Origin of the sequence: Micrococcus flavus (genome assembly GCF_014204815.1) — a bacterium.
GTDB classification, from domain to species: Bacteria; Actinomycetota; Actinomycetes; order Actinomycetales; family Micrococcaceae; genus Micrococcus; species Micrococcus flavus.
This window is the reverse complement of the sequence record NZ_JACHMC010000001.1, coordinates 1,580,655-1,598,637: the sequence shown is the minus strand read 5'-3', so window position 1 is coordinate 1,598,637 and position 17,983 is coordinate 1,580,655. Positions and strand designations below refer to the sequence as shown.

The following is a 17,983-nucleotide window of genomic DNA, read 5'->3' as shown; positions in this document are numbered from 1 at the left end:
AACCGGCCTCACGGGAACCGGCGTGCCGTGGCCGGCCCGCCCGCGGACCCCTATCCGGTCTGCCCCACCCACTACCCTGACTACACCGGGCCGCCGACCGAGCGGGCCCAGAGGAGACCATGACTGAGAACACCCAGAACGACCGCGGCGCCACGCCCGAGACCGAGGACGAGATCCAGGCCGTGATCGACCGCATCCTCGCGGCCGACGACGCCCGTCGCCTCCGCACCGACGCGGAGGACGGCGACGGCCGGGGCGACCGCCTCGACGGCGAGGGAGCCGGCCACCGCTCGGTCCTCGAGGGCCGAGCCCTGGCCCTGGCCGAAGGCGGGGACGCTCACACCGAGGTGGACGGCGACCAGGACGAGCTGGCCGCCCGCCACTCGCTCACCCGTGTGCAGGGCCTGTCCACCGAGCTCGAGGACATGTCCGAGGTCGAGTACCGCCAGCTGCGTCTCGAGCGCGTCGTGCTGGCCGGTGTCTGGACCGAGGGCTCCGCCGAGGACGCGGAGAACTCCCTGCGGGAGCTCGCCGCGCTCGCGGAGACCGCCGGATCGGAGGTGCTCGACGGCGTCATCCAGCGCCGCGCCACCCCGGACCCCGCCACGTTCCTGGGCAAGGGCAAGGCCCGGGAGCTCGCGGAGGTCGTCGCGCTCACCGGCGCGGACACCGTGGTCGTCGACTCGGAGCTCGCCCCGTCCCAGCGCCGCGCGCTCGAGGACGTGGTGCGCGTGAAGGTGATCGACCGCACCGCCCTGATCCTGGACATCTTCGCGCAGCACGCCACCTCGCGTGAGGGCCGCGCGCAGGTGGAGCTCGCCCAGCTCGAGTACCTGCTGCCGCGCCTGCGCGGTTGGGGCGAGTCCATGTCCCGCCAGGCCGGCGGCCGCGCCGCCGGCGGTGAGGGCATCGGCTCCCGCGGCCCCGGCGAGACGAAGATCGAGCTGGACCGCCGCCGCATCCGCACGCGCATGGCCAAGCTGAAGAAGGACATCGCGGGCATGCAGCCGGCGCGCGAGGCCAAGCGGGCCAACCGGCGCCGCAACCGCGTGCCCTCCGTGGCGATCGCCGGGTACACCAACGCCGGCAAGTCCTCCCTGCTCAACCGCCTCACCCACGCGGGCGTCCTGGTGCAGAACGCGCTGTTCGCCACGCTGGACCCCACCGTGCGCAAGGCCGTGACCCCGGACGGGATCGGCTACACGCTCTCGGACACCGTGGGCTTCGTGCGCAACCTGCCCACACAGCTGGTGGAGGCCTTCCGCTCCACCCTGGAGGAGGTCGCGGACGCGGACCTCATCCTCCACGTGGTGGACGGCTCCCATCCGGACCCCGAGGGCCAGATCGCCGCGGTCCGCGGCGTCCTCGCCGAGGTGGACGCGCACCGTATCCCCGAGATCATCGTCCTGAACAAGGCGGACGCGGCCGAGCCGGCTGTGATCGCCCGCATCCGCTCCAAGGAGCCCCACACCGTGGTGGTGTCCGCCCGCACGGGCGAGGGGATCGACGAGCTCGAGCGGGCGATCGCCGCCACCATCCCGCGGCCGGACGTCCGCCTGGAGCTGCTCGTGCCGTTCACGGCCGGCCAGGTGGTCTCGCGCCTGCACTCCGTGGACGCCGAGATCCTCTCCGAGACGTACGAGGAGGGCGGCACGCGCCTATCGGTGCTCGTACGGCAGGACGTGGCCGCGGACCTGGAGCAGTACCGCGTGGACGCGCCGGGGGGCGTGGCGGAGGCCGCCTCGGCATGACGGGCACGGGGAGCGCGGAGGGGTCGAAGCCGGCGCGGGACGCCGTGCCGGCCACGGACCGGGAACGGGAGGCCCTGCGCCTGCTGGACACGGTGGTCGAGGCCACCGGCGGCCAGCAGCGCGCGGGTCAACGCGAGATGGTCCTGCAGGTGGCGCGCGCGCTGGAGTCGCGGCGCCACCTGCTGGTGCAGGCCGGCACGGGCACCGGCAAGTCGCTGGCCTACCTGATCCCCGCGCTCCAGCACGCCATGGACCAGGAGGACCCCGTCGTCGTCGCGACGGCCACCCTGGCCCTGCAGGCGCAGATCATGAAGCGGGACGCCCCGCGGCTGGTGGAGGCGCTTTCCGGGGAGCTGCCGCGCGAGCCCGTGGTGGCCCTCGTCAAGGGCCGCTCCAACTACCTGTGCCGCCACAAGGTGGACGGCGGCTATCCCGGGGACGAGGGGGAGGAGACCCTCTTCGAGGTCGCCGACGACGGCGGCCTGCTCGGCTCGGCCTCCGACGGGGACGCGGGGCCCACCTCGCTGCTCGGCAAGGAGGTCCTGTACCTGCGCGCGTGGGCCGATGAGACGGAGACGGGGGACCGGGACGACCTCGAGATCCCCGTGACCGACCGCGCGTGGCGGCAGGTGTCCGTGTCCGCCGTGGACTGCCTCGGCGCCTCGCGCTGCCCCATGGCGGAGGAGTGCTTCTCCGAGCGGGCCCGCGCGGACGCCGCCGACGCGGACGTGGTGGTGACCAACCACGCCATGCTCGCCATCAGCGCGTTCGAGGGGCTCGCCGTGCTGCCCGCGTACTCGGCCGTGATCGTCGACGAGGCCCACGAGCTGCAGGACCGTGTCACCGGCGCCGTCACCGGCCAGCTGTCCGGGTCGATCGTCCACGGGGCGGCCACCTCCCTGCGACGCCACACCTCCGTGGCCGTGGAGGACCTCGTGCAGGCCGCGGCGGGGGTGGACCGCGCCTTCGAGGGGGTCCCCTCCGGGCTGATCCAGGGCGGACCGGACGACGCGCAGGAGCGGGCGCTGACCGCCGTGCTGAGCGCGGCGCGGCAGTGCTTCTCCGACCTCGGCAAGGACACGGAAGGCGAGGCCGACGGCGGCCGGCAGATGGCCCGCTCGCGCCTGCTCGAGGTCGTCGAGGTCACCGAGCGGATGCTCGCGGCGCATCCCGAGGCCGACTTCCCGGAGGTCCTGTGGGCCACCCGTCCGGGACACTTCGAGCCCGGCGTGGGCTGGCAGCCCGGGGACGAGGCCGACCCCCCGCAGCTCTACGTGGCCCCGATCTCCGTGGCGGGCAAGCTCCGCGAGGGCCTCTTCGGGAAGGCCACCACCGTGCTCACCTCCGCCACCCTCACGGTGGGGCAGGGGGCCCGCCGGTTCGACTCGGTGGCCGGGGACGTGGGCCTGGCCGGCCCCGACGCGCCGAAGTACACCGCGCTCGACGTCGGCTCGCCCTTCGACTACCCCCGCCAGGGCGTCCTCTACGTGGCCCGGCACCTGCCCAAGCCGGGGCGCACCGCGTCCCCGGAGTCCCTCGACGAGCTCGAGGCGCTGCTGCGTGCCTCGAACGGCGGAGCGCTCGGCCTGTTCTCCTCCCGCCGCGCCGCCGAGGACGCGGCGGCCGAGATGCGCCGTCGCCTGGGGAAGAGGAGCACCGTGCTGTGCCAGGGGGACGCGACGCTCTCCGCCCTGGTCCGCCAGTTCGCGGAGGAGCCGGACACCTCCCTGTTCGGCACCATGAGCCTATGGCAGGGCGTGGACGTGCCGGGGCCGTCCTTGCGGCTCGTGGTGATCGACCGCATCCCGTTCCCCCGGCCGGACGATCCCCTCTCCCAGGCCCGCACCCGGGACGTGGCCCGCCACGGCGGGAACGGCTTCATGCGGGTCTCCGCCACCCACGCGGCCGTGCGCATGGCGCAGGGCGCCGGCCGTCTGGTGCGGGCGCAGGGGGACCGCGGAGTGGTGGCCGTGCTCGATCCCCGCCTGGCCACCGAGCGCTACGGCGGGTACATCACGAGCGCCCTGCCGGACTTCTGGCGGACCACGGACCGCGCCGTGGTCCGCGGCGTGCTGGCGCGTCTGGCCGAGGAGGCCTGACTCAGAGCGCGCGGAGCACGGTGACCACGCGGCCCATGATCTTCGCGTGGTCACCGAGGATCGGCTCGTAGGCCGTGTTCTGCGGCAGCAGCCAGGTGTGGCCGTCGCGCTGGCGGAACGTCTTGACCGTGGACTCGTCGTCCAGGAGGGCCGCCACGATGTCACCGTTGTCCGCGGTGTCCTGGCGGCGGACCACCACCCAGTCCCCGTCACAGATGGCGGCGTCGACCATGGAGTCGCCGGAGACGCGGAGCATGAACAGCTCCCCCTCGCCGGTCAGCCGGCGCGGGACGGCCATGACCTCCTCCACCTGCTGGTCCGCGAGGATCGGCCCGCCGGCCGCGATCCGCCCGACCCACGGCACGTCCACCGACTCGCCGCCCGCGGCTCCGGTGTGCCGGGCCGGGACCAGCGGCACGGGGGCCGCGACCGGCGCCTCTCCCGCGGGACGTCCGTCCGGGTCGAGGAGGACCTCGAGGGCGCGCGGCCTGCCCGGGTCCCGGCGCAGGTAGCCGAAGCGCTCCAGCTGGCCCAGCTGATGGGTCACGGAGGAGAGGGACGCCAGGCCCGCCGCATCGCCGATCTCCCGCATCGACGGCGGGTAGCCCTGCTCCGCGATGGCCTCCTGGATCGTGCGCACGATCCTGCGCTGCCGGTCCGTCAGGGGCTGCACGGCGGCGGACGGGGTCTGATCGGAGGAGGCCATGCGGACGGTCCGTTCTCTCGGAAGGCGGGGGCTTAACGTGTCCGGCTCCGGTGGTGCCATGGGTGCAGCCCCAGGAAATGTGCTGGTGAGAGCGACCCTAGTGGACCCCGAACCGCTCTTCAAAGATATGTTCGATCCCTCCTGGGCGAGTCTCGAACCGATGTGCTAGAAATGGGTTCGAACGAACTCGAACAGATGTTCGAACACCCGCAGCGGCGGGAGGAAGGCAGACAGCTCATGACCCCCGTCACCACTGCACTCTCCCGGACCCCCCGGCTCCTCGGGCGGTCCCGCTCCGGCCACGCTCCGGCGCGCCCGTCGGCCCCCCTGCGCCTGACGCGCCGCGGCCGTCTCCTGTTCCGCGGGCTGCCCCTCATGCTGTCGGTGGCGGCCCTGACCGCCACGGCGGCGTTCTTCGCCGGAGTGATGCTGTCTCCGCCGGCCGTCTCGGCGGACGTCGCCTCCGAGGACCTGGTCACGGTGACCGTGATGCCCGGGGACAGCCTGTGGTCCATCGCCCGGGACGCCGCCCCGGGGGTGGACCCCTACGTCACCATGGAGCGCATCGGTGAGCTCAACGCCCTCGAGGGGGGCGAGCTCGAGCTCGGCCAGGAGCTCTACCTGCCCCCGGTCCGCTGACCGGTCCCCGGCAGGGTCCCGTTCCGTCGCATGGGGGAAGCCGGCCCGGCCCGTTCCTAGGATGGGCGCCATGACCGACCTGAGCTCCCTGCCCCTGCGTGAGTCCCTCCGCGGCCAGAGCCCGTACGGCGCCCCCCAGCTGGACGTGCCGTACATGCTCAACACCAACGAGAACACGCATCCGGTCCCGCCGCAGGTGGCCGAGGCCATCACCGCACGGGTCGCGACGGTCGCCGGGGGGCTCAACCGCTATCCGGACCGGGAGTTCACCGCGCTGCGGGAGCGGCTGGCCGTCTACCTCGGCCACGGCATCACTCCGGACCAGGTCTGGGCCGGCAACGGCTCGAACGAGGTGCTCCAGCAGATCCTGCAGGCGTTCGCCGGGCCGGGCCGCACCCTCCTGAGCTTCCTGCCCTCGTACTCCATGTACCCCCTCCTGGCGGCCGGCACGGACACCGCCTTCGTGGACGGCGGCCGCGCCCCGGACCACACCCTCTCCGCCGACCACGCCGCGGAGCAGGTCCGCCGCCACCGCCCCCACGTGGTCTTCCTGGCCTCGCCCAACAACCCCACCGGCACCGCCCTCGGGCTCGAGACCATCGAGGCCGTGTACGCGGCGCAGGCCCGGAACGAGGCCGAGGGCGGCCACGGTGCCATGGTGGTGGTGGACGAGGCCTACGCCGAGTTCGCCCTCGAGGGCACGGCGTCCGCCCTCACCCTGCTGCCCGGCCGCGAGCGGCTGATCGTCACCCGGACCATGTCGAAGGCGTTCGCGCTGGCCGGCGCACGGCTCGGCTACCTCGCGGCGGACCCCGCCGTGACGGACGCCCTGCGGCTGGTGCGGCTCCCGTACCACCTGTCCGCCATCACGCAGGCCACCGCGATCGCCGCCCTCGAGCACGTCGACGCGCTGCTGGAGACCGTCGAGGACATCAAGGCCCAGCGGGACAGGATCGTGGACACCCTCCGCCGACTCGGCCTGAGCCCGTCCGTGTCCGACTCCAACTTCGTGTTCTTCGGCCGCCTCCGGGATGCCCACGCCGTGTGGGAGGCCCTCCTCACGCGCGGGGTGCTGGTGCGGGACGTGGGCATCCCCGAGCACCTGCGCGTCACCGCCGGCACGCAGGACGAGACCACCGCGTTCCTCGACGCCCTCGGCGAGGTCCTCCGCGAGGACCCGGCCGCCGTCGTGCGCGGCTGAGCCCCGGGTGCGACGGCGTCACGCCCGCCCCGCACCCCCGCGGCCCGCCTAGGATGGACCGAGCCCACCCCGCACCATCTGCCCAGGAGGACCCGTGCCCGCCGAGATCGTCTCCGGACGCCGTGCCCGCATGCAACGCACCACCAGCGAATCCGACGTCCGCGTCGAGCTGGACCTGGACGGCACCGGCGTCGCGGACATCTCCACCTCGGTGCCGTTCTACGACCACATGCTCACGGCCCTGGCCAAGCACTCCCAGATGGACCTCACGGTCCACGCCACCGGGGACACCCACATCGACGTCCACCACACCGTGGAGGACGTGGCCATCACCCTGGGCGAGGTGCTCAAGGCGGCACTCGGGGACAAGCGGGGCATCCGGCGCTTCGGCGAGGCCTCGGTGCCGCTGGACGAGGCGCTCGCGCGTGCCGTCGTCGACGTGTCCGGCCGTCCCTACCTGGTGCACGAGGGCGAGCCGGACGGGCAGCAGTACCACCTGATCGGCGGCCACTTCACCGGGTCCATGACCCGCCACGTCTTCGAGGCCATCACGTCCCACGCGGCCATCTGCCTGCACATGGACGTGGTGCGCGGCCGGGATCCGCACCACATCGTGGAGGCCCAGTTCAAGGCCTTCGCCCGCGCCCTGCGCGCGGCGTGCGAGGACGACCCCCGCGTCACCGACGTGCCCTCCACCAAGGGCGCCCTCTGATGGCCGCCCCCACGAGCGTCCCGGGGGTGCGGCCGCGCGTCGCCGTGCTGGACTACGGCTCGGGCAACGTACACTCCGCGGTCCGGGCGGTGGAGCGCGCCGGAGCGGAGGTGCAGCTGACCCGGGACCCGGACGCCGTGCTCGGCGCGGACGGACTGCTCGTGCCCGGCGTCGGAGCCTATGCCTCCGTGATGCGCGCGCTGACGGAGGTCGGCGGCACCCGCTGGATCGGGCGGCGCGTGGCCGGGGGACGGCCGGTGCTGGGCATCTGCGTGGGCCACCAGATCCTCTTCGACGCCGGCGTGGAGCACGGCGAGCGCACCGAGGGCATGGGCGAGTGGCCGGGCCTCGTGGAGGCGCTGCCGGCGGACGTGCTGCCCCACATGGGCTGGAACACCGTCCGCCCGCCCGAGGGATCCGCCCTGTTCGCCGGGATCGAGGACGAGCGGTTCTACTTCGTCCACTCCTACGGCGTGCTGCACTGGGAGTTCGACCAGTCGATCGCCGCCATGCGCCCGCCCCAGGTCACCTGGGCCCACCACGGCGCCGACTTCATCGCCGCCGTGGAGAACGGCCCGCTCTCCGCCACGCAGTTCCACCCCGAGAAGTCCGGGGACGCCGGCCTGCAGCTGCTGGCCAACTGGCTGGAGACCCTCTGATGCCGTACTGGTCCGTGCTGTACCTCGCCCTCGGCGGCCTCCTCCTCGGGGCCGCGTGGTCCCTGCGCACCCAGGACGCACCGCTCTGGGGCATCGTGATCGTCCTGACGCTCGCCGGCATGGCCATCGCCGCCTCCTTCCTGACCGTCTGACGCCCCGCGCGTCCGCCCCCGCCCGACCCGCCGAGAGGACCCCTCCCATGACCCCCACCCCCCGAGCCCTCGAGCTGCTGCCCGCCGTGGACGTGCAGGACGGCCAGGCCGTCCGCCTCGTCCAGGGCGAGGCCGGCTCCGCCACCTCCTACGGCGACCCGCTCTCGGCCGCGATGGATTGGCAGCGCGCCGGCGCCGAGTGGATCCACCTCGTGGACCTGGACGCCGCCTTCGGCCGCGGGGACAACCGGGACGTCCTGCGGCGCGTGGTGGACAGCATGGACGTGAAGGTGGAGCTCTCCGGCGGCATCCGGGACGACGCCTCGCTCGAGCACGCCCTCGAGATGGGCGCCGCCCGCGTGAACCTCGGCACCGCGGCCCTCGAGGACCCGGAGTGGACCGCCCGCGTGATCGAGCGCTTCGGGGACCGCGTGGCCGTCGGCCTGGACGTGCGCGGCACCACCCTGGCCGCCCGCGGCTGGACCCAGGAGGGCGGCGACCTGTGGGAGGTGCTGGAGCGCCTGGAGGCCGCCGGCTGCGCCCGCTACGTGGTCACCGACGTCACCAAGGACGGCACCCTGAAGGGTCCGAACACCGAGCTGCTCACGCAGATGTGCGACGCCACGGACAAGCCCGTGGTCGCCTCCGGCGGCATCTCCTCCCTCGAGGACGTCGCCGCGCTCGCGGCCATGGTCCCGCAGGGCGTCGAGGGCGCCATCATGGGAAAGGCCCTGTACGCCGGCCGCTTCTCCCTGGAGCAGGCGCTCGCGGTGGCCGCCGGCGCGTCCGTGGCGGAGGCGCGTGAACGTCACCCCTTCGCGGTGGCCGAGTGACCCCGGAGCCGCGCCCCGCCGCGCACGACGACGAGGCCCCCGTCCCGGTCACCGCACCCGGTGCCCGGGAGCTGCCCGGCCACATCCGCGCCGCCCTGGACCGCATGCGGGACAAGACCGCGGGGGACAACCTCGCCGACACCGCCGGCGTGCCGTGGGAGGGCCGCGACCTCTCCGGCCCCGGCGTGGACGGGTCCGCGAATCCGCTGCACGTGTTCGACCAGGACGACGGCACCAGCCCGGCCGGGTGGACCGCCGTCATGGAGCGCCTGACCACGGGCGCGGCGGACGAGGCCGAGGTGACCCGCGTGCTCGCCGGGATCCGGGTGTTCGCCGCCGTGGTCCCGACGCTGGCCGTGGACGAGGCGGACGTGCACGAGCGTGCCGACCACACCGGGCACGGGCATGCGGCCGACGTCGCCCACGGGGACAAGGCCGCGGACGTGGCGCTGGTGACCATGCGCGCCGGGGACGGCCGACAGGCCCTCCCCGTGTTCACGAGCGTGCCCGCGCTCACGGCGTGGAATCCGATCGCTCGGCCGGTGGCCGTGTGGCTGCCGCGCGCGTGTCTGTCGGCCGTGGACGAGGGGTGCGACCTCGTCGTCGTGGACGCGGGCGCCGAGCACACCTACGTGATCCGCCGCCCCGCGGTGTGGGCGCTGGCCCAGCAGCAGGAGTGGACGCCGGCCTACCAGGACGAGGAGATCGCCCGGGAGATCGCCCAGGTGGCGGACCTCGTGCCGAACCTGCTGAACCTCGGCCTGGCACCGGGCTCGGGCGTGCCCACCCGCACGGCCTCCGGCGCGGTGATGGCCGGGGGCGGCTCGGGCGTCGAGCTGCAGATCGTGGCCATGCCCCGGCGGGACGCCGACGCGGCCGGGGTGCGCCTCATGACGGCGACCCTGCGGATGCTCCTGGCCGACCTCCCGCTGCTCGCGGAGCGCGCGGATTCGGTGGAGATCATCGTCCGGCGTCCCTGACCTGGCGACAGGCCCATCGGCTACGGTAGTGGGGAAGGACGGGTGCATCCGACGCCGGTCCAGTGCCGGCCGTCCTCGGCCGGCGGCATCACCGACCGATGCAGAGGAAGAGGTCCATGAAGAAGACAACCCTGACCGGGTCCGCCACGGCGGCCCTCGGCGTGGTGGTCGTGGCCGGCGCCGGCCCCGCCCTCGCGGCGACGCCGCTCACCCAGGGCGCCGCGCTCTCGGTGCCCGCCGGCGACTGCAGCATCACGATCGTCGACGACGCCACCGCCTACACCGCCGCCCACTGCGGCGCCGGCGAGTGGACGATCGGCTCGCCGGTCAAGTCCGCCGACGGCACCGTGATCGGCACCGTCGCCGCCCTGCCGGGCGACTCCGGCGTGGACGCCGTGAAGATCGCGCTCGCCGACGACGTCGACGTGGTCGGCGAGTGGTCCGTGCGCGAGACCGCCACCGTCGAGCCGGGCGAGACCGTCTACACCCACGGCTCCTCCGTGCCGTTGGGCGAGCCCAACTCGATCTCCGAGCCCGAGACCTTCGACATCGGCGAGACCTGCGGGGACGTCTACACCGACCAGGTCGTCCTCGACGAGGCCACCACCCGCCGGGGCGACTCGGGCGGCGCGGTCTACGACGCCGAGCAGCGCGTGGTCGGCATCATCTCCGGCCTGGCGCCGGTGACCTACGACGCGGAGGGCAACGCCGTCCGCTGCGACGCGGACGAGATGTCCACGATCATCGTGCCCGTGGAGTCCCTCGACGAGGTCGACGGCACCACCCCCGTGCAGGCCCCCGCCGCACAGGCCGCCACCGTGGGCAAGCACGGCGTCGTGTCCCTGACCGAGTCCGAGCGCCGCGCGCTCGAGCTCGAGAAGGCCGAGGCCGCCGCGGAGGCGAAGGCCGAGAAGGAGGCGGTTGCAGAGAAGAAGGCCGCCGCGGAGGCGAAGGCCGAGAAGGCGGCTGCGGAGAAGAAGGCCGCCGCGGAGGCGAAGGCCGAGAAGGCGGCTGCGGAGAAGAAGGCCGCCGCCCCTGCCGAGCAGACGCTCGTCGTCGCGCCGGAGGACGGCATCGACTTCCGCACCCGCGTGGAGGCGAACACGGACCAGGGCGGCTTCAGCTACATGGCCGTGACCGCGTTCGACGCGGACGGCGAGCAGATCGGCCACCTCCATCTCCACTCGGACGGCCAGCCGATGACGTGGATCAACGTCCCGGCCGAGGTGCCGGCCGGCGGCCACATCGAGGTCGAGCTGACGGACGCCGCCGGTGAGCCCACGGACGCCGTCGTCACCCTCGGGGGCGTGCCGGTCAGCTGACCGCGCGTCGACCCCCGTCGCCGGTCCGACTCACCCGGCGGAGACACCGGAAGGCCCGGTGACCTGTGCAGGACAGGTCACCGGGCCTTCCGGCATGTGGGGCGCGGTGTCGGGGTCAGCAGTGCGCCTCGAGGGCGCACCCCACCCGCGAGAACACCCGGGCGAGCACCTCGGCCTCGCCGGGCTCCAGGCGGTCCAGGAACAGCTCGTCCACCTGCCGCGCGTGGAGCACGGCCGCGCGGCGGAAGGCCGAGCGGCCCGCGTCCGTGAGCACGGCTTCGTAGCCGCGGCGGTCCCGCTCCGCGGCGCGGCGCTCGATCAGCCCGCGGGCCACCAGTGACTTCACCTGGTAGGTCACGCGCGAGGGTGAGAAGACCATGCGGCTGGCGAGCTCGCCCAGCCGCAGGCGGCCCTCCTCGGACTCGGTGAGCAGCAGGAGGAGGTTGTAGTCGGGCAGCGTCATGCCGCACTCGGCCTTCAGCCGCCGCTCGAGCAGCTCCTCCAGCATCTGGGTGGCCTCGAAGTAGGCGCGCCAGGCGTGCTTCTCCACGTCCGCGGGGCGGTGGTCCGCCGTGGCGGAGCCGTACCAGCGGCCGGCGTCGGCCTTCGCCGGTCCGGCGAGGGGCTCAGGCGTCGGGGTTGAGGAGTCGGTCAAAGGGGATCACCTCCAGGTCGGCGGTCTGGCCCTCGGCGGCGGCGCGGGGGCGGGCGGGGAGCCGGGACAGGATATCGGCCAGCTCGGCGCCGGCCGCCCGGATGCGGGCGTCCAGGGGAGTGGTGCGGGTGGAGTCGGGCCGGCCGCCCGCCGCGCCCCAGTCGTCGGACGCGGCGAACACCGCCGTCGGGACGATCCAGGTCTTCAGGTAGGCGAAGAGCGGGCGCATCGCCTGGTCGATCATCAGCGAGTGCCGCGCGGTTCCGCCGGTGGCGCCGAGCAGCACCGGCACGCCCGCCAGGGACTCCTCCTCCAGGAGATCGAAGAACGCCTTGAACAGGCCCGAGTAGGACGCCTTGAAGGTCGGCGACACCGCGATCACGGCGTCGGCCTGCTCGACCTGCCGCAGGGCGGCCAGCAACGGCTCGCTCTTGGCGGTGGTCACCATCCCCTGGCCGATGTCCACCGAGAGCTCGCGCAGCGGGAGGGTGTGCACCTCGGGGACGATCCCGTGACCGGAGAGCCCGGCCGTGGCGGCATCGGCGAGGGCGTCGGCCAGCATGCGCGTCTGGGACGGCTCCCCGATGCCGCCCGAGACGACGGCGATGTGCCGGGCCTGGGGCGTGAACGGGTCGGTGGCCTCAAAGGCGGAGCCGGCCGGGCCGGCGTCGAGACGGAGGGACGTGAGGGAGGGCTCGGTCACCGGGACGCACCCGCCTCGGCCGACTCCTGCGCCGCCTTCTGCTCCCGCGCGGCCTGGCGGTCGGCGTGGGCCTTCGAGCCCTCCGCGCCGCCGGGCACGGGGGCCTCGCCGCGGCGGGCGCGCTCCACGAGGGACGCGTGGGTCGGGGCCTCGGGGACGTCGGCGGGCTTCAGGGTCTCGAACTCCTTCCGCAGCACGGGGAGCACCTCCTCGCCGAAGAGGTCGATCTGCCGCAGGACGGTGTCCGTGGGCAGGCCGGCATGGTCGATCAGGAACATCTGACGCTGGTAGTCGCCCACCCAGTCGCGGAAGGACAGGGTGCGCTCGATCACCTGCTGCGGGGAGCCGACGGTCAGCGGGGTCATCCGCGTGAACTCCTCGAGGGACGGGCCGTGGCCGTACACCGGGGCGTTGTCGAAGTACGGGCGGAACTCCCGGACCGCGTCCTGCGAGTTCTTGGCCATGTACGCCTGGCCGCCGAGGCCCACGTAGGCCTGGTGCGCCTTGCCGTGGCCGTAGTACTCGTAGCGCTGGCGGTAGAGGCGCACCATCTGGATGATGTGCTCCTTGTTCCAGAAGATGTTGTTGTGGAAGAAGCCGTCGCCGTAGTACGCGGCCTGCTCGGCGATCTCGGGGGAGCGGATGGAGCCGTGCCACACGAAGGGCGCGACGCCGTCGAGCGGCTGCGGGGTGAGCGTGAAGTTCTGCAGGGGGGTGCGGAACCTCCCGGACCAGTCCACGGTCTCCTCGTGCCACAGGCGGTACAGGAGGTGGTAGTTCTCCACCGCCAGCGGGATGCCCTGGCGGATGTCCTTGCCGAACCAGGGGTACACGGGGCCGGTGTTGCCGCGGCCCAGGGTGAGGTCCACGCGGCCGTCCGCCAGGTGCTGGAGGTAGGCGTAGTCCTCGGCCAGGCGCACCGGGTCCATGGTGGTGATCAGTGTGGTGGCGGTGGAGAGGGTCATCCTCTCCGTCACGGCCGCCAGGTAGGACAGCAGCGTGGGCGGGTTGCCGGGCGCCACGAAGGGCGGGTTGTGGTGCTGACCGGTGGCGAACACCTCGAAGCCCGCCTGCTCGGCGTGCCGGGCGATCCTGACGGTGTCCTTGATGCGCTGGTGCTCGGTGGGGACGGTGCCGTCCGTGGGGTCGGTGGTGATGTCGCCGATGGTGAAGACGCCGAACTGCATGCTCTGTGTTCCTCTCGCCGCGCGGGGGGCCGCGGTCTCGGGTGGGTGGCTGCGCCACCTTTCATTCAAAAATGAACAATACCGGACGGGGGAGGTGTCGTCACCCCTGTGGACGGACCCTGGGCCGCGGCGTGGCATGCGGCACACTGGCCGCATGCACGCCTTCGACGCCGGGCTCCTCGCCTCCGTGGACAGCCTCGCCCTCCAGCAGGTCAGCTCTCTGATGTCCAACGACATGCAGGTCCTGGGGCCGGACGGGGAGGTGGTCGCCGTCGTCGAGACCGTGGGCGGCGGTCTCGGCCGGATGCTGATGGGCAGCCGCAGCTTCGTGGTCCGGGACGGGGCCGACGGGCGCGTCCTGTTGCGGATCGAGGACATCGCCACGTTCGGCCGGGACCGCATGCAGATCCTCGACGCCGAGGGGCTCCCGCTGGCGAACCTGCGACGCGAGGTGGCGTTCTTCCGCACCTCCGTCAGCGTGGAGGTCGTCGACGGGACGGCCTTCACCGTGGAGGGCAACCTGTGGGACCACGACTACCGCATGCTCGCCGGGGACCGCGAGATCGCCCGCGCCACCGCCGAGTGGGGCGGGTTCATGAAGGCCCTCGCTGGGCTCTCACGGTACCGCCTCGCCCTCGACCCGGCCATGCCGCCCGTGGTGCGCTGCGCGGTGCTGGGCACCGCCGTGGGACTGGACCTGATCCGGGAGAAGGACCGCCGCCGGGACTGACCTCGGACCGCGGTCGGACGCCGGACGCCGAGCGCCTAGGATTCTCCGGTGGACTTCGGAGCGTACGGACGGCTGTTGAGGGACCCGCGGATCCGGAACCTGCTGGCCGTCGGGTTCATCGCGCGGTTCCCGCACACCGCGGCGGGCGTGGTGCTCACCCTGCACGTGGCGGTGACCCTGGGCCTGGGCTACGGCCAGGCCGGCCTGGCGGCGGCGGCCATGACGCTGGGCATCGCGTGCGGCTCGCCGTGGCGCGGCCGGGCGATCGACGCGAAGGGCCTGCGCCGGGCGCTGCTGCCCTCCGTGGTGGTCGAGGCCCTCGTGTGGCCGCTCGTGCCGTGGCTGCCGTTCGGCTGGATGCTGCTGGCCGTGTTCGTCGCGGGCCTGTTCGCCGTCCCGATCTTCTCCGTGGTCCGCCAGGGCCTGGGGGTGCTCACCCGCGGTCCGGAGCGGCAGACCGCGTTCGCGCTGGACTCGATCATCACGGAGACCATCTTCATGATGGGTCCGGCCCTGGGCGCGGTGGTGGCCGCCACGTGGTCGAGTGCGCTCGGGCTGACGATCATCGGGCTCTCCGGCGCGCTCGGCGGCGTCCTGCTGATGTGGTTCGACCCGCCCACGCGCTCCTCCCAGCTCGCCCCGGACGACCCCGCCGCGCAGGACCCGTACACCGCGGAGCAGGACCGCGAGCAGGCCGTGGCCCAGTCCGTGCACGCCGCCCCGATGCACCTGGACACCGCCGCCCCGGACCTGGCCACCGGGGCGATGCCGGTGGTCACGGACGCCCTGCCGATCGTCACCGGCGCGCTGCCGGTGATCGCGGCGGACGGGTCCGGCGTCGCCGGTGCGTCCCGCGCCCCCGGCGACGCCGGCGACCTCCCCTCCGTGGACGGGCGCCTCACCCGCGGTGAGCGCTGGCGCCTGTGGCGGACGCGCCACTTCGGCTGGGTCACCCGGGAGGCGCTGGGCGTCCTCCTGGTCTCGTTCGCGGCCGGGATCGGGCTCGTGGGCGCGGAGGTCACCATGGTGGCCGAGCTCGAACGGGCCGGTCAGGCCGCGTCGGTGGGACTGGTGTACGCGTTCTGGTGCGGGGCCTCGGCGATCGGCGGGCTCTTCTACGGGGCGTGGGGCCGCCAGCTGCCTCCGGCGCTGCTCATGGGCCTGTTCGCGGTGGCCCTGCTGCCGATGGCGTTCGTGGACGGGCTGTGGCCGCTCGCCCTGGCCTCCATCCCCTCGGGCCTGCTGACGGCGCCGGCGCTCGCCGCGGCGTCGTCGCGGCTGTCCCTGCTGGTGGCGGAGGAGCGGCGCGGCGAGGCGATGGGCTACTACGGCTCCGCCATGACCGCCGGCGCCGCCCTCGGCGCCCCCACGGTGGGCCTGGTGATCGACGCCGTGTCCCCGGCCGCCGGGTACGTCTACGCCGCCGCCGTCGGCGGGGTCCTCGTGGCCGTGGCCGGTGCGCTGACCGCGCTGCGGACCCGGCGCGCGCCCCGCTGACGGTCCCCGGACCCCGCGCCGTAGGGTGGCGCCACGGCCGGCCTCCGCCGGCCCCGCACCGCCCGTCCCCGGAGGCACCCATGGACCGCTATCCCACCCGCCGCAGCCCCGTGTACGGCGACGACGTCGTCGCCTCCTCCTCGCCCCTGGCCGCCACCGCGGCGCAGGACGTGCTCCGAGAGGGCGGCTCGGCCGCCGACGCCGCCGTGGCCGGGGCCATGGCCCTCACCGTGGTGGAGCCCACGAACAACGGGATCGGCGGGGACCTGCTGGCGCTCGTGTGGGACGGGGAGCGCCTGCACGCCCTCAACGCTTCCGGCCGCAGCCCGCGCGCGTGGACGCCCGAGCACTTCGCCGGCCGCACCGAGATGCCCCGCCGCGGCTGGGACTCGGTGACGGTGCCCGGGGCGGTGGCCGGGTGGCGGGCGCTGTCCGACCGGTTCGGACGGCTGCCCTTCGCCCGGCTCGGCGAGGCCGCCGTGGACCACGCCGAGCGGGGCTGGCTCGTGCCGACCATCGTGGCGCAGGACTGGGCGCGGGCCGCCACGGTGCTCGCGGACCAACCGGAGTTCGGGGCGACGTTCGCGCCCGGCGGCCGCGCCCCGGCCGAGGGGGAGCGGGTCCGCCTCCCGGACCACGCCGCCACCCTGCGGGAGATCGTGGTCACCGGCGGGGAGAGCTTCTACCGCGGCGCCCTGGCCGAGCAGATCGCCGCGCACGCCGCGGCCGGCGGAGGGCTGCTCACCGCGGAGGACCTCGCCGCGCACGAGGTCGAGTGGACCGAGCCAGTCTCCGCGTCCTGGGGCGGGCACGAGCTGTACGAGGTGCCCCCGAACAGCCAGGGCCTGGCGGCGCTGGTGGCCGCCGCCGTGCTCGAGGAGCTCGGCGCCGCGGACCTCGACCCGGACGCCCCCGCCACCGTGCACCTGCAGGTGGAGGCCATGAAGCAGGCGCTCGCGGTGCTGCATGCGGAGGTCGCGGATCCGGCCTGGATGCGCACCTCCGTCGAGGAGCTGCTGGCGCCGGAGCACGTGGCGGCGCTCGCGGCACGGGTGGACCCGGAGCGGGCCTCGGGCGCGGTGTCCCGCCCGCCCACGGCCGGCGGCACCGTGTACCTGAGCGTCGGAGACCGGCACGGGATGATGGTCTCCCTCATCCAGTCCAACTACTACGGCTTCGGCTCCGGTCTGGTGGTCCCGGGCACCGGGATCACCCTGAACGACCGCGGAGCGGGCTTCACCCTCCAGCCGGGCCATCCCAACGAGGTGGCCGGCGGCAAGCGGCCGCTGAACACGATCATCCCCGGCTTCCTCACCCGGGGTGGGGAGCCGGTGGCGGCGTTCGGCGTGATGGGCGGGCCCATGCAGCCGCAGGGGCACGTGCAGGTGATGCACCGGCTGATGGCGGGGCAGAGCGTGCAGGAGGCGCTGGACGCGCCCCGCTGGTTCGTGGAGGGCTCCGGGGAGCTGAAGCTGGAGGCGGGCTGGGGCGACGACGTCGCACACGCCGTGACGGCGATGGGTCACCCCGTGACGCGCACGCCGGTGGGGGACCGGACCTACGGGGGCGGGCAGGCGGTGCTGCGGCTGCCGGGCGGCGGCTACGCGGGCGGCTCCGACCCGCGCAAGGACGGGCACGCCGCGTCGCGGTGATGTCAGGCCGGGGGCTCCGCGCGCGGGGCGGAGGCGCGGGGGTCAGCGCTCGGCGGGCAGCGGCTCCGCGCGCAGCGCGTGGGCCAGAACGACCACGGCCACCAGGCCCGCCGCCCACGACGGGTGGAAGCGGTCCGAGAAGGAGGCGGCCGCCATGGCCGGGGCGCCCAGCATGAGCACCAGGCCCATCTCCGTCCAGTGGCGCAGCATGCCCAGCACGCCCAGGCCCACCACGACGCCGGTGCTCGCCAGGGCGTGGTCCGTCAGGTCGGTGCCGGTCACGCCCAGGAGGACGGCCACGAGACCCATCGCCAGCGCGGCGACGGCGAGGGGGAGGGAGGTGCGCACGAACGGCATGGCGGGGTCCCTTCGGACGGGCCGGCGGGGCCGGCGGAGGTGCCGGCCCGCAGTGCTGCTCACCGGCGGAGGATCGCTCCTCTTGACGCCGGAAGGTATGCCGTCGGGGAGGGCGGCCGCCACGGGGCAAAAGTACGGTTCGAGGCGG

Annotated in this window: 18 protein-coding genes; 13 read left to right on the top strand and 5 right to left on the bottom strand. The window is 74.1% G+C overall.

The window, feature by feature from the left end; genetic code table 11:
- Positions 1–119: 119 nt before the first annotated feature.
- Both hflX and BJ976_RS07410 read left to right on the top strand, forming a co-directional pair.
- Entirely contained in the window at positions 120–1,751 is a 1,632-nt protein-coding gene (gene hflX / locus BJ976_RS07415; protein ID WP_135028362.1) for a GTPase HflX, read from the top strand.
- Entirely contained in the window at positions 1,748–3,850 is a 2,103-nt protein-coding gene (locus BJ976_RS07410; protein WP_135028361.1) for an ATP-dependent DNA helicase, read from the top strand. The genes hflX and BJ976_RS07410 overlap by 4 nt, the downstream gene beginning before the upstream one ends.
- A gap of 1 nt (position 3,851) precedes the next feature.
- On the opposite strand, the gene lexA is transcribed toward BJ976_RS07410, so the two are convergent.
- Positions 3,852–4,556, bottom strand: coding sequence for a transcriptional repressor LexA (gene lexA / locus BJ976_RS07405; protein ID WP_135028359.1), 705 nt, complete (start codon positions 4,554–4,556; stop codon positions 3,852–3,854).
- Between the two features lie 237 nt (positions 4,557–4,793).
- Between lexA and BJ976_RS07400 the strand changes: the two genes are divergently transcribed.
- The 8 genes from BJ976_RS07400 to BJ976_RS07365 all read left to right on the top strand — a co-directional run bounded on the left by BJ976_RS07400 (position 4,794) and on the right by BJ976_RS07365 (position 11,054).
- A complete protein-coding gene (locus tag BJ976_RS07400) occupies positions 4,794–5,195 on the top strand; it encodes a LysM peptidoglycan-binding domain-containing protein (RefSeq protein ID WP_135028357.1) in 402 nt (133 codons plus the stop codon).
- Between the two features lie 70 nt (positions 5,196–5,265).
- The gene (locus tag BJ976_RS07395) at positions 5,266–6,396 is read left to right on the top strand and encodes a histidinol-phosphate transaminase (RefSeq protein ID WP_135028355.1); all 1,131 of its coding nucleotides are present in this window, start codon (positions 5,266–5,268) and stop codon (positions 6,394–6,396) included.
- A 130-nt stretch (positions 6,397–6,526) separates the two neighbouring features.
- On the top strand, positions 6,527–7,108 hold the full coding sequence (hisB, locus tag BJ976_RS07390) for an imidazoleglycerol-phosphate dehydratase HisB (RefSeq protein ID WP_167736895.1): 582 nt from the start codon (positions 6,527–6,529) through the stop codon (positions 7,106–7,108).
- Complete coding sequence (gene hisH, locus BJ976_RS07385) at positions 7,108–7,767, top strand: imidazole glycerol phosphate synthase subunit HisH (RefSeq protein WP_135028351.1); 660 nt, start codon at positions 7,108–7,110, stop codon at positions 7,765–7,767. The genes hisB and hisH overlap by 1 nt, the downstream gene beginning before the upstream one ends.
- Entirely contained in the window at positions 7,767–7,919 is a 153-nt protein-coding gene (locus tag BJ976_RS07380; RefSeq protein WP_167736889.1) for a CG2302 family histidine operon protein, read from the top strand. Before hisH ends, BJ976_RS07380 begins: the two co-directional genes overlap by 1 nt.
- A gap of 47 nt (positions 7,920–7,966) precedes the next feature.
- Positions 7,967–8,752 carry a bifunctional 1-(5-phosphoribosyl)-5-((5-phosphoribosylamino)methylideneamino)imidazole-4-carboxamide isomerase/phosphoribosylanthranilate isomerase PriA gene (gene priA / locus BJ976_RS07375; protein WP_135028349.1) on the top strand — a complete coding sequence of 262 codons (786 nt, stop codon included), beginning with the start codon at positions 7,967–7,969 and terminating at the stop codon, positions 8,750–8,752.
- Positions 8,749–9,732 carry an SseB family protein gene (locus BJ976_RS07370; protein WP_229667125.1) on the top strand — a complete coding sequence of 328 codons (984 nt, stop codon included), beginning with the start codon at positions 8,749–8,751 and terminating at the stop codon, positions 9,730–9,732. Before priA ends, BJ976_RS07370 begins: the two co-directional genes overlap by 4 nt.
- A gap of 116 nt (positions 9,733–9,848) precedes the next feature.
- Entirely contained in the window at positions 9,849–11,054 is a 1,206-nt protein-coding gene (locus BJ976_RS07365; RefSeq protein WP_229667124.1) for a hypothetical protein, read from the top strand.
- Positions 11,055–11,169: 115 nt separating this feature from the next.
- Here BJ976_RS07365 and BJ976_RS07360 read toward each other — a convergent pair whose 3' ends face one another.
- From BJ976_RS07360 to BJ976_RS07350, 3 genes are read right to left on the bottom strand one after another with little or no spacing between them, the layout of a single operon-like run.
- Positions 11,170–11,709: a MarR family winged helix-turn-helix transcriptional regulator gene (locus tag BJ976_RS07360; protein WP_308421542.1), complete on the bottom strand. Its 540-nt coding sequence runs from the start codon at positions 11,707–11,709 to the stop codon at positions 11,170–11,172.
- Positions 11,681–12,412, bottom strand: a complete 732-nt coding sequence (locus BJ976_RS07355) for a CE1759 family FMN reductase (protein ID WP_135028345.1) — start codon at positions 12,410–12,412, stop codon at positions 11,681–11,683. Before BJ976_RS07355 ends, BJ976_RS07360 begins: the two co-directional genes overlap by 29 nt.
- Positions 12,409–13,599: an LLM class flavin-dependent oxidoreductase gene (locus tag BJ976_RS07350; RefSeq protein WP_135028343.1), complete on the bottom strand. Its 1,191-nt coding sequence runs from the start codon at positions 13,597–13,599 to the stop codon at positions 12,409–12,411. Before BJ976_RS07350 ends, BJ976_RS07355 begins: the two co-directional genes overlap by 4 nt.
- Before the next feature lie 154 nt (positions 13,600–13,753).
- On the opposite strand from BJ976_RS07350, the gene BJ976_RS07345 reads away from it, so the two are divergent.
- From BJ976_RS07345 to BJ976_RS07335, 3 genes are all read left to right on the top strand, one after another.
- Entirely contained in the window at positions 13,754–14,329 is a 576-nt protein-coding gene (locus tag BJ976_RS07345; protein WP_135028341.1) for an LURP-one-related/scramblase family protein, read from the top strand.
- Between the two features lie 48 nt (positions 14,330–14,377).
- Complete coding sequence (locus BJ976_RS07340) at positions 14,378–15,826, top strand: MFS transporter (RefSeq protein ID WP_135028339.1); 1,449 nt, start codon at positions 14,378–14,380, stop codon at positions 15,824–15,826.
- Positions 15,827–15,906: 80 nt separating this feature from the next.
- Positions 15,907–17,478, top strand: a complete 1,572-nt coding sequence (locus BJ976_RS07335) for a gamma-glutamyltransferase family protein (RefSeq protein ID WP_135028337.1) — start codon at positions 15,907–15,909, stop codon at positions 17,476–17,478.
- 42 nt (positions 17,479–17,520) lie between these two features.
- On the opposite strand, the gene BJ976_RS07330 is transcribed toward BJ976_RS07335, so the two are convergent.
- Positions 17,521–17,826 carry a hypothetical protein gene (locus tag BJ976_RS07330; RefSeq protein WP_135028335.1) on the bottom strand — a complete coding sequence of 102 codons (306 nt, stop codon included), beginning with the start codon at positions 17,824–17,826 and terminating at the stop codon, positions 17,521–17,523.
- Positions 17,827–17,983: the final 157 nt, after the last annotated feature.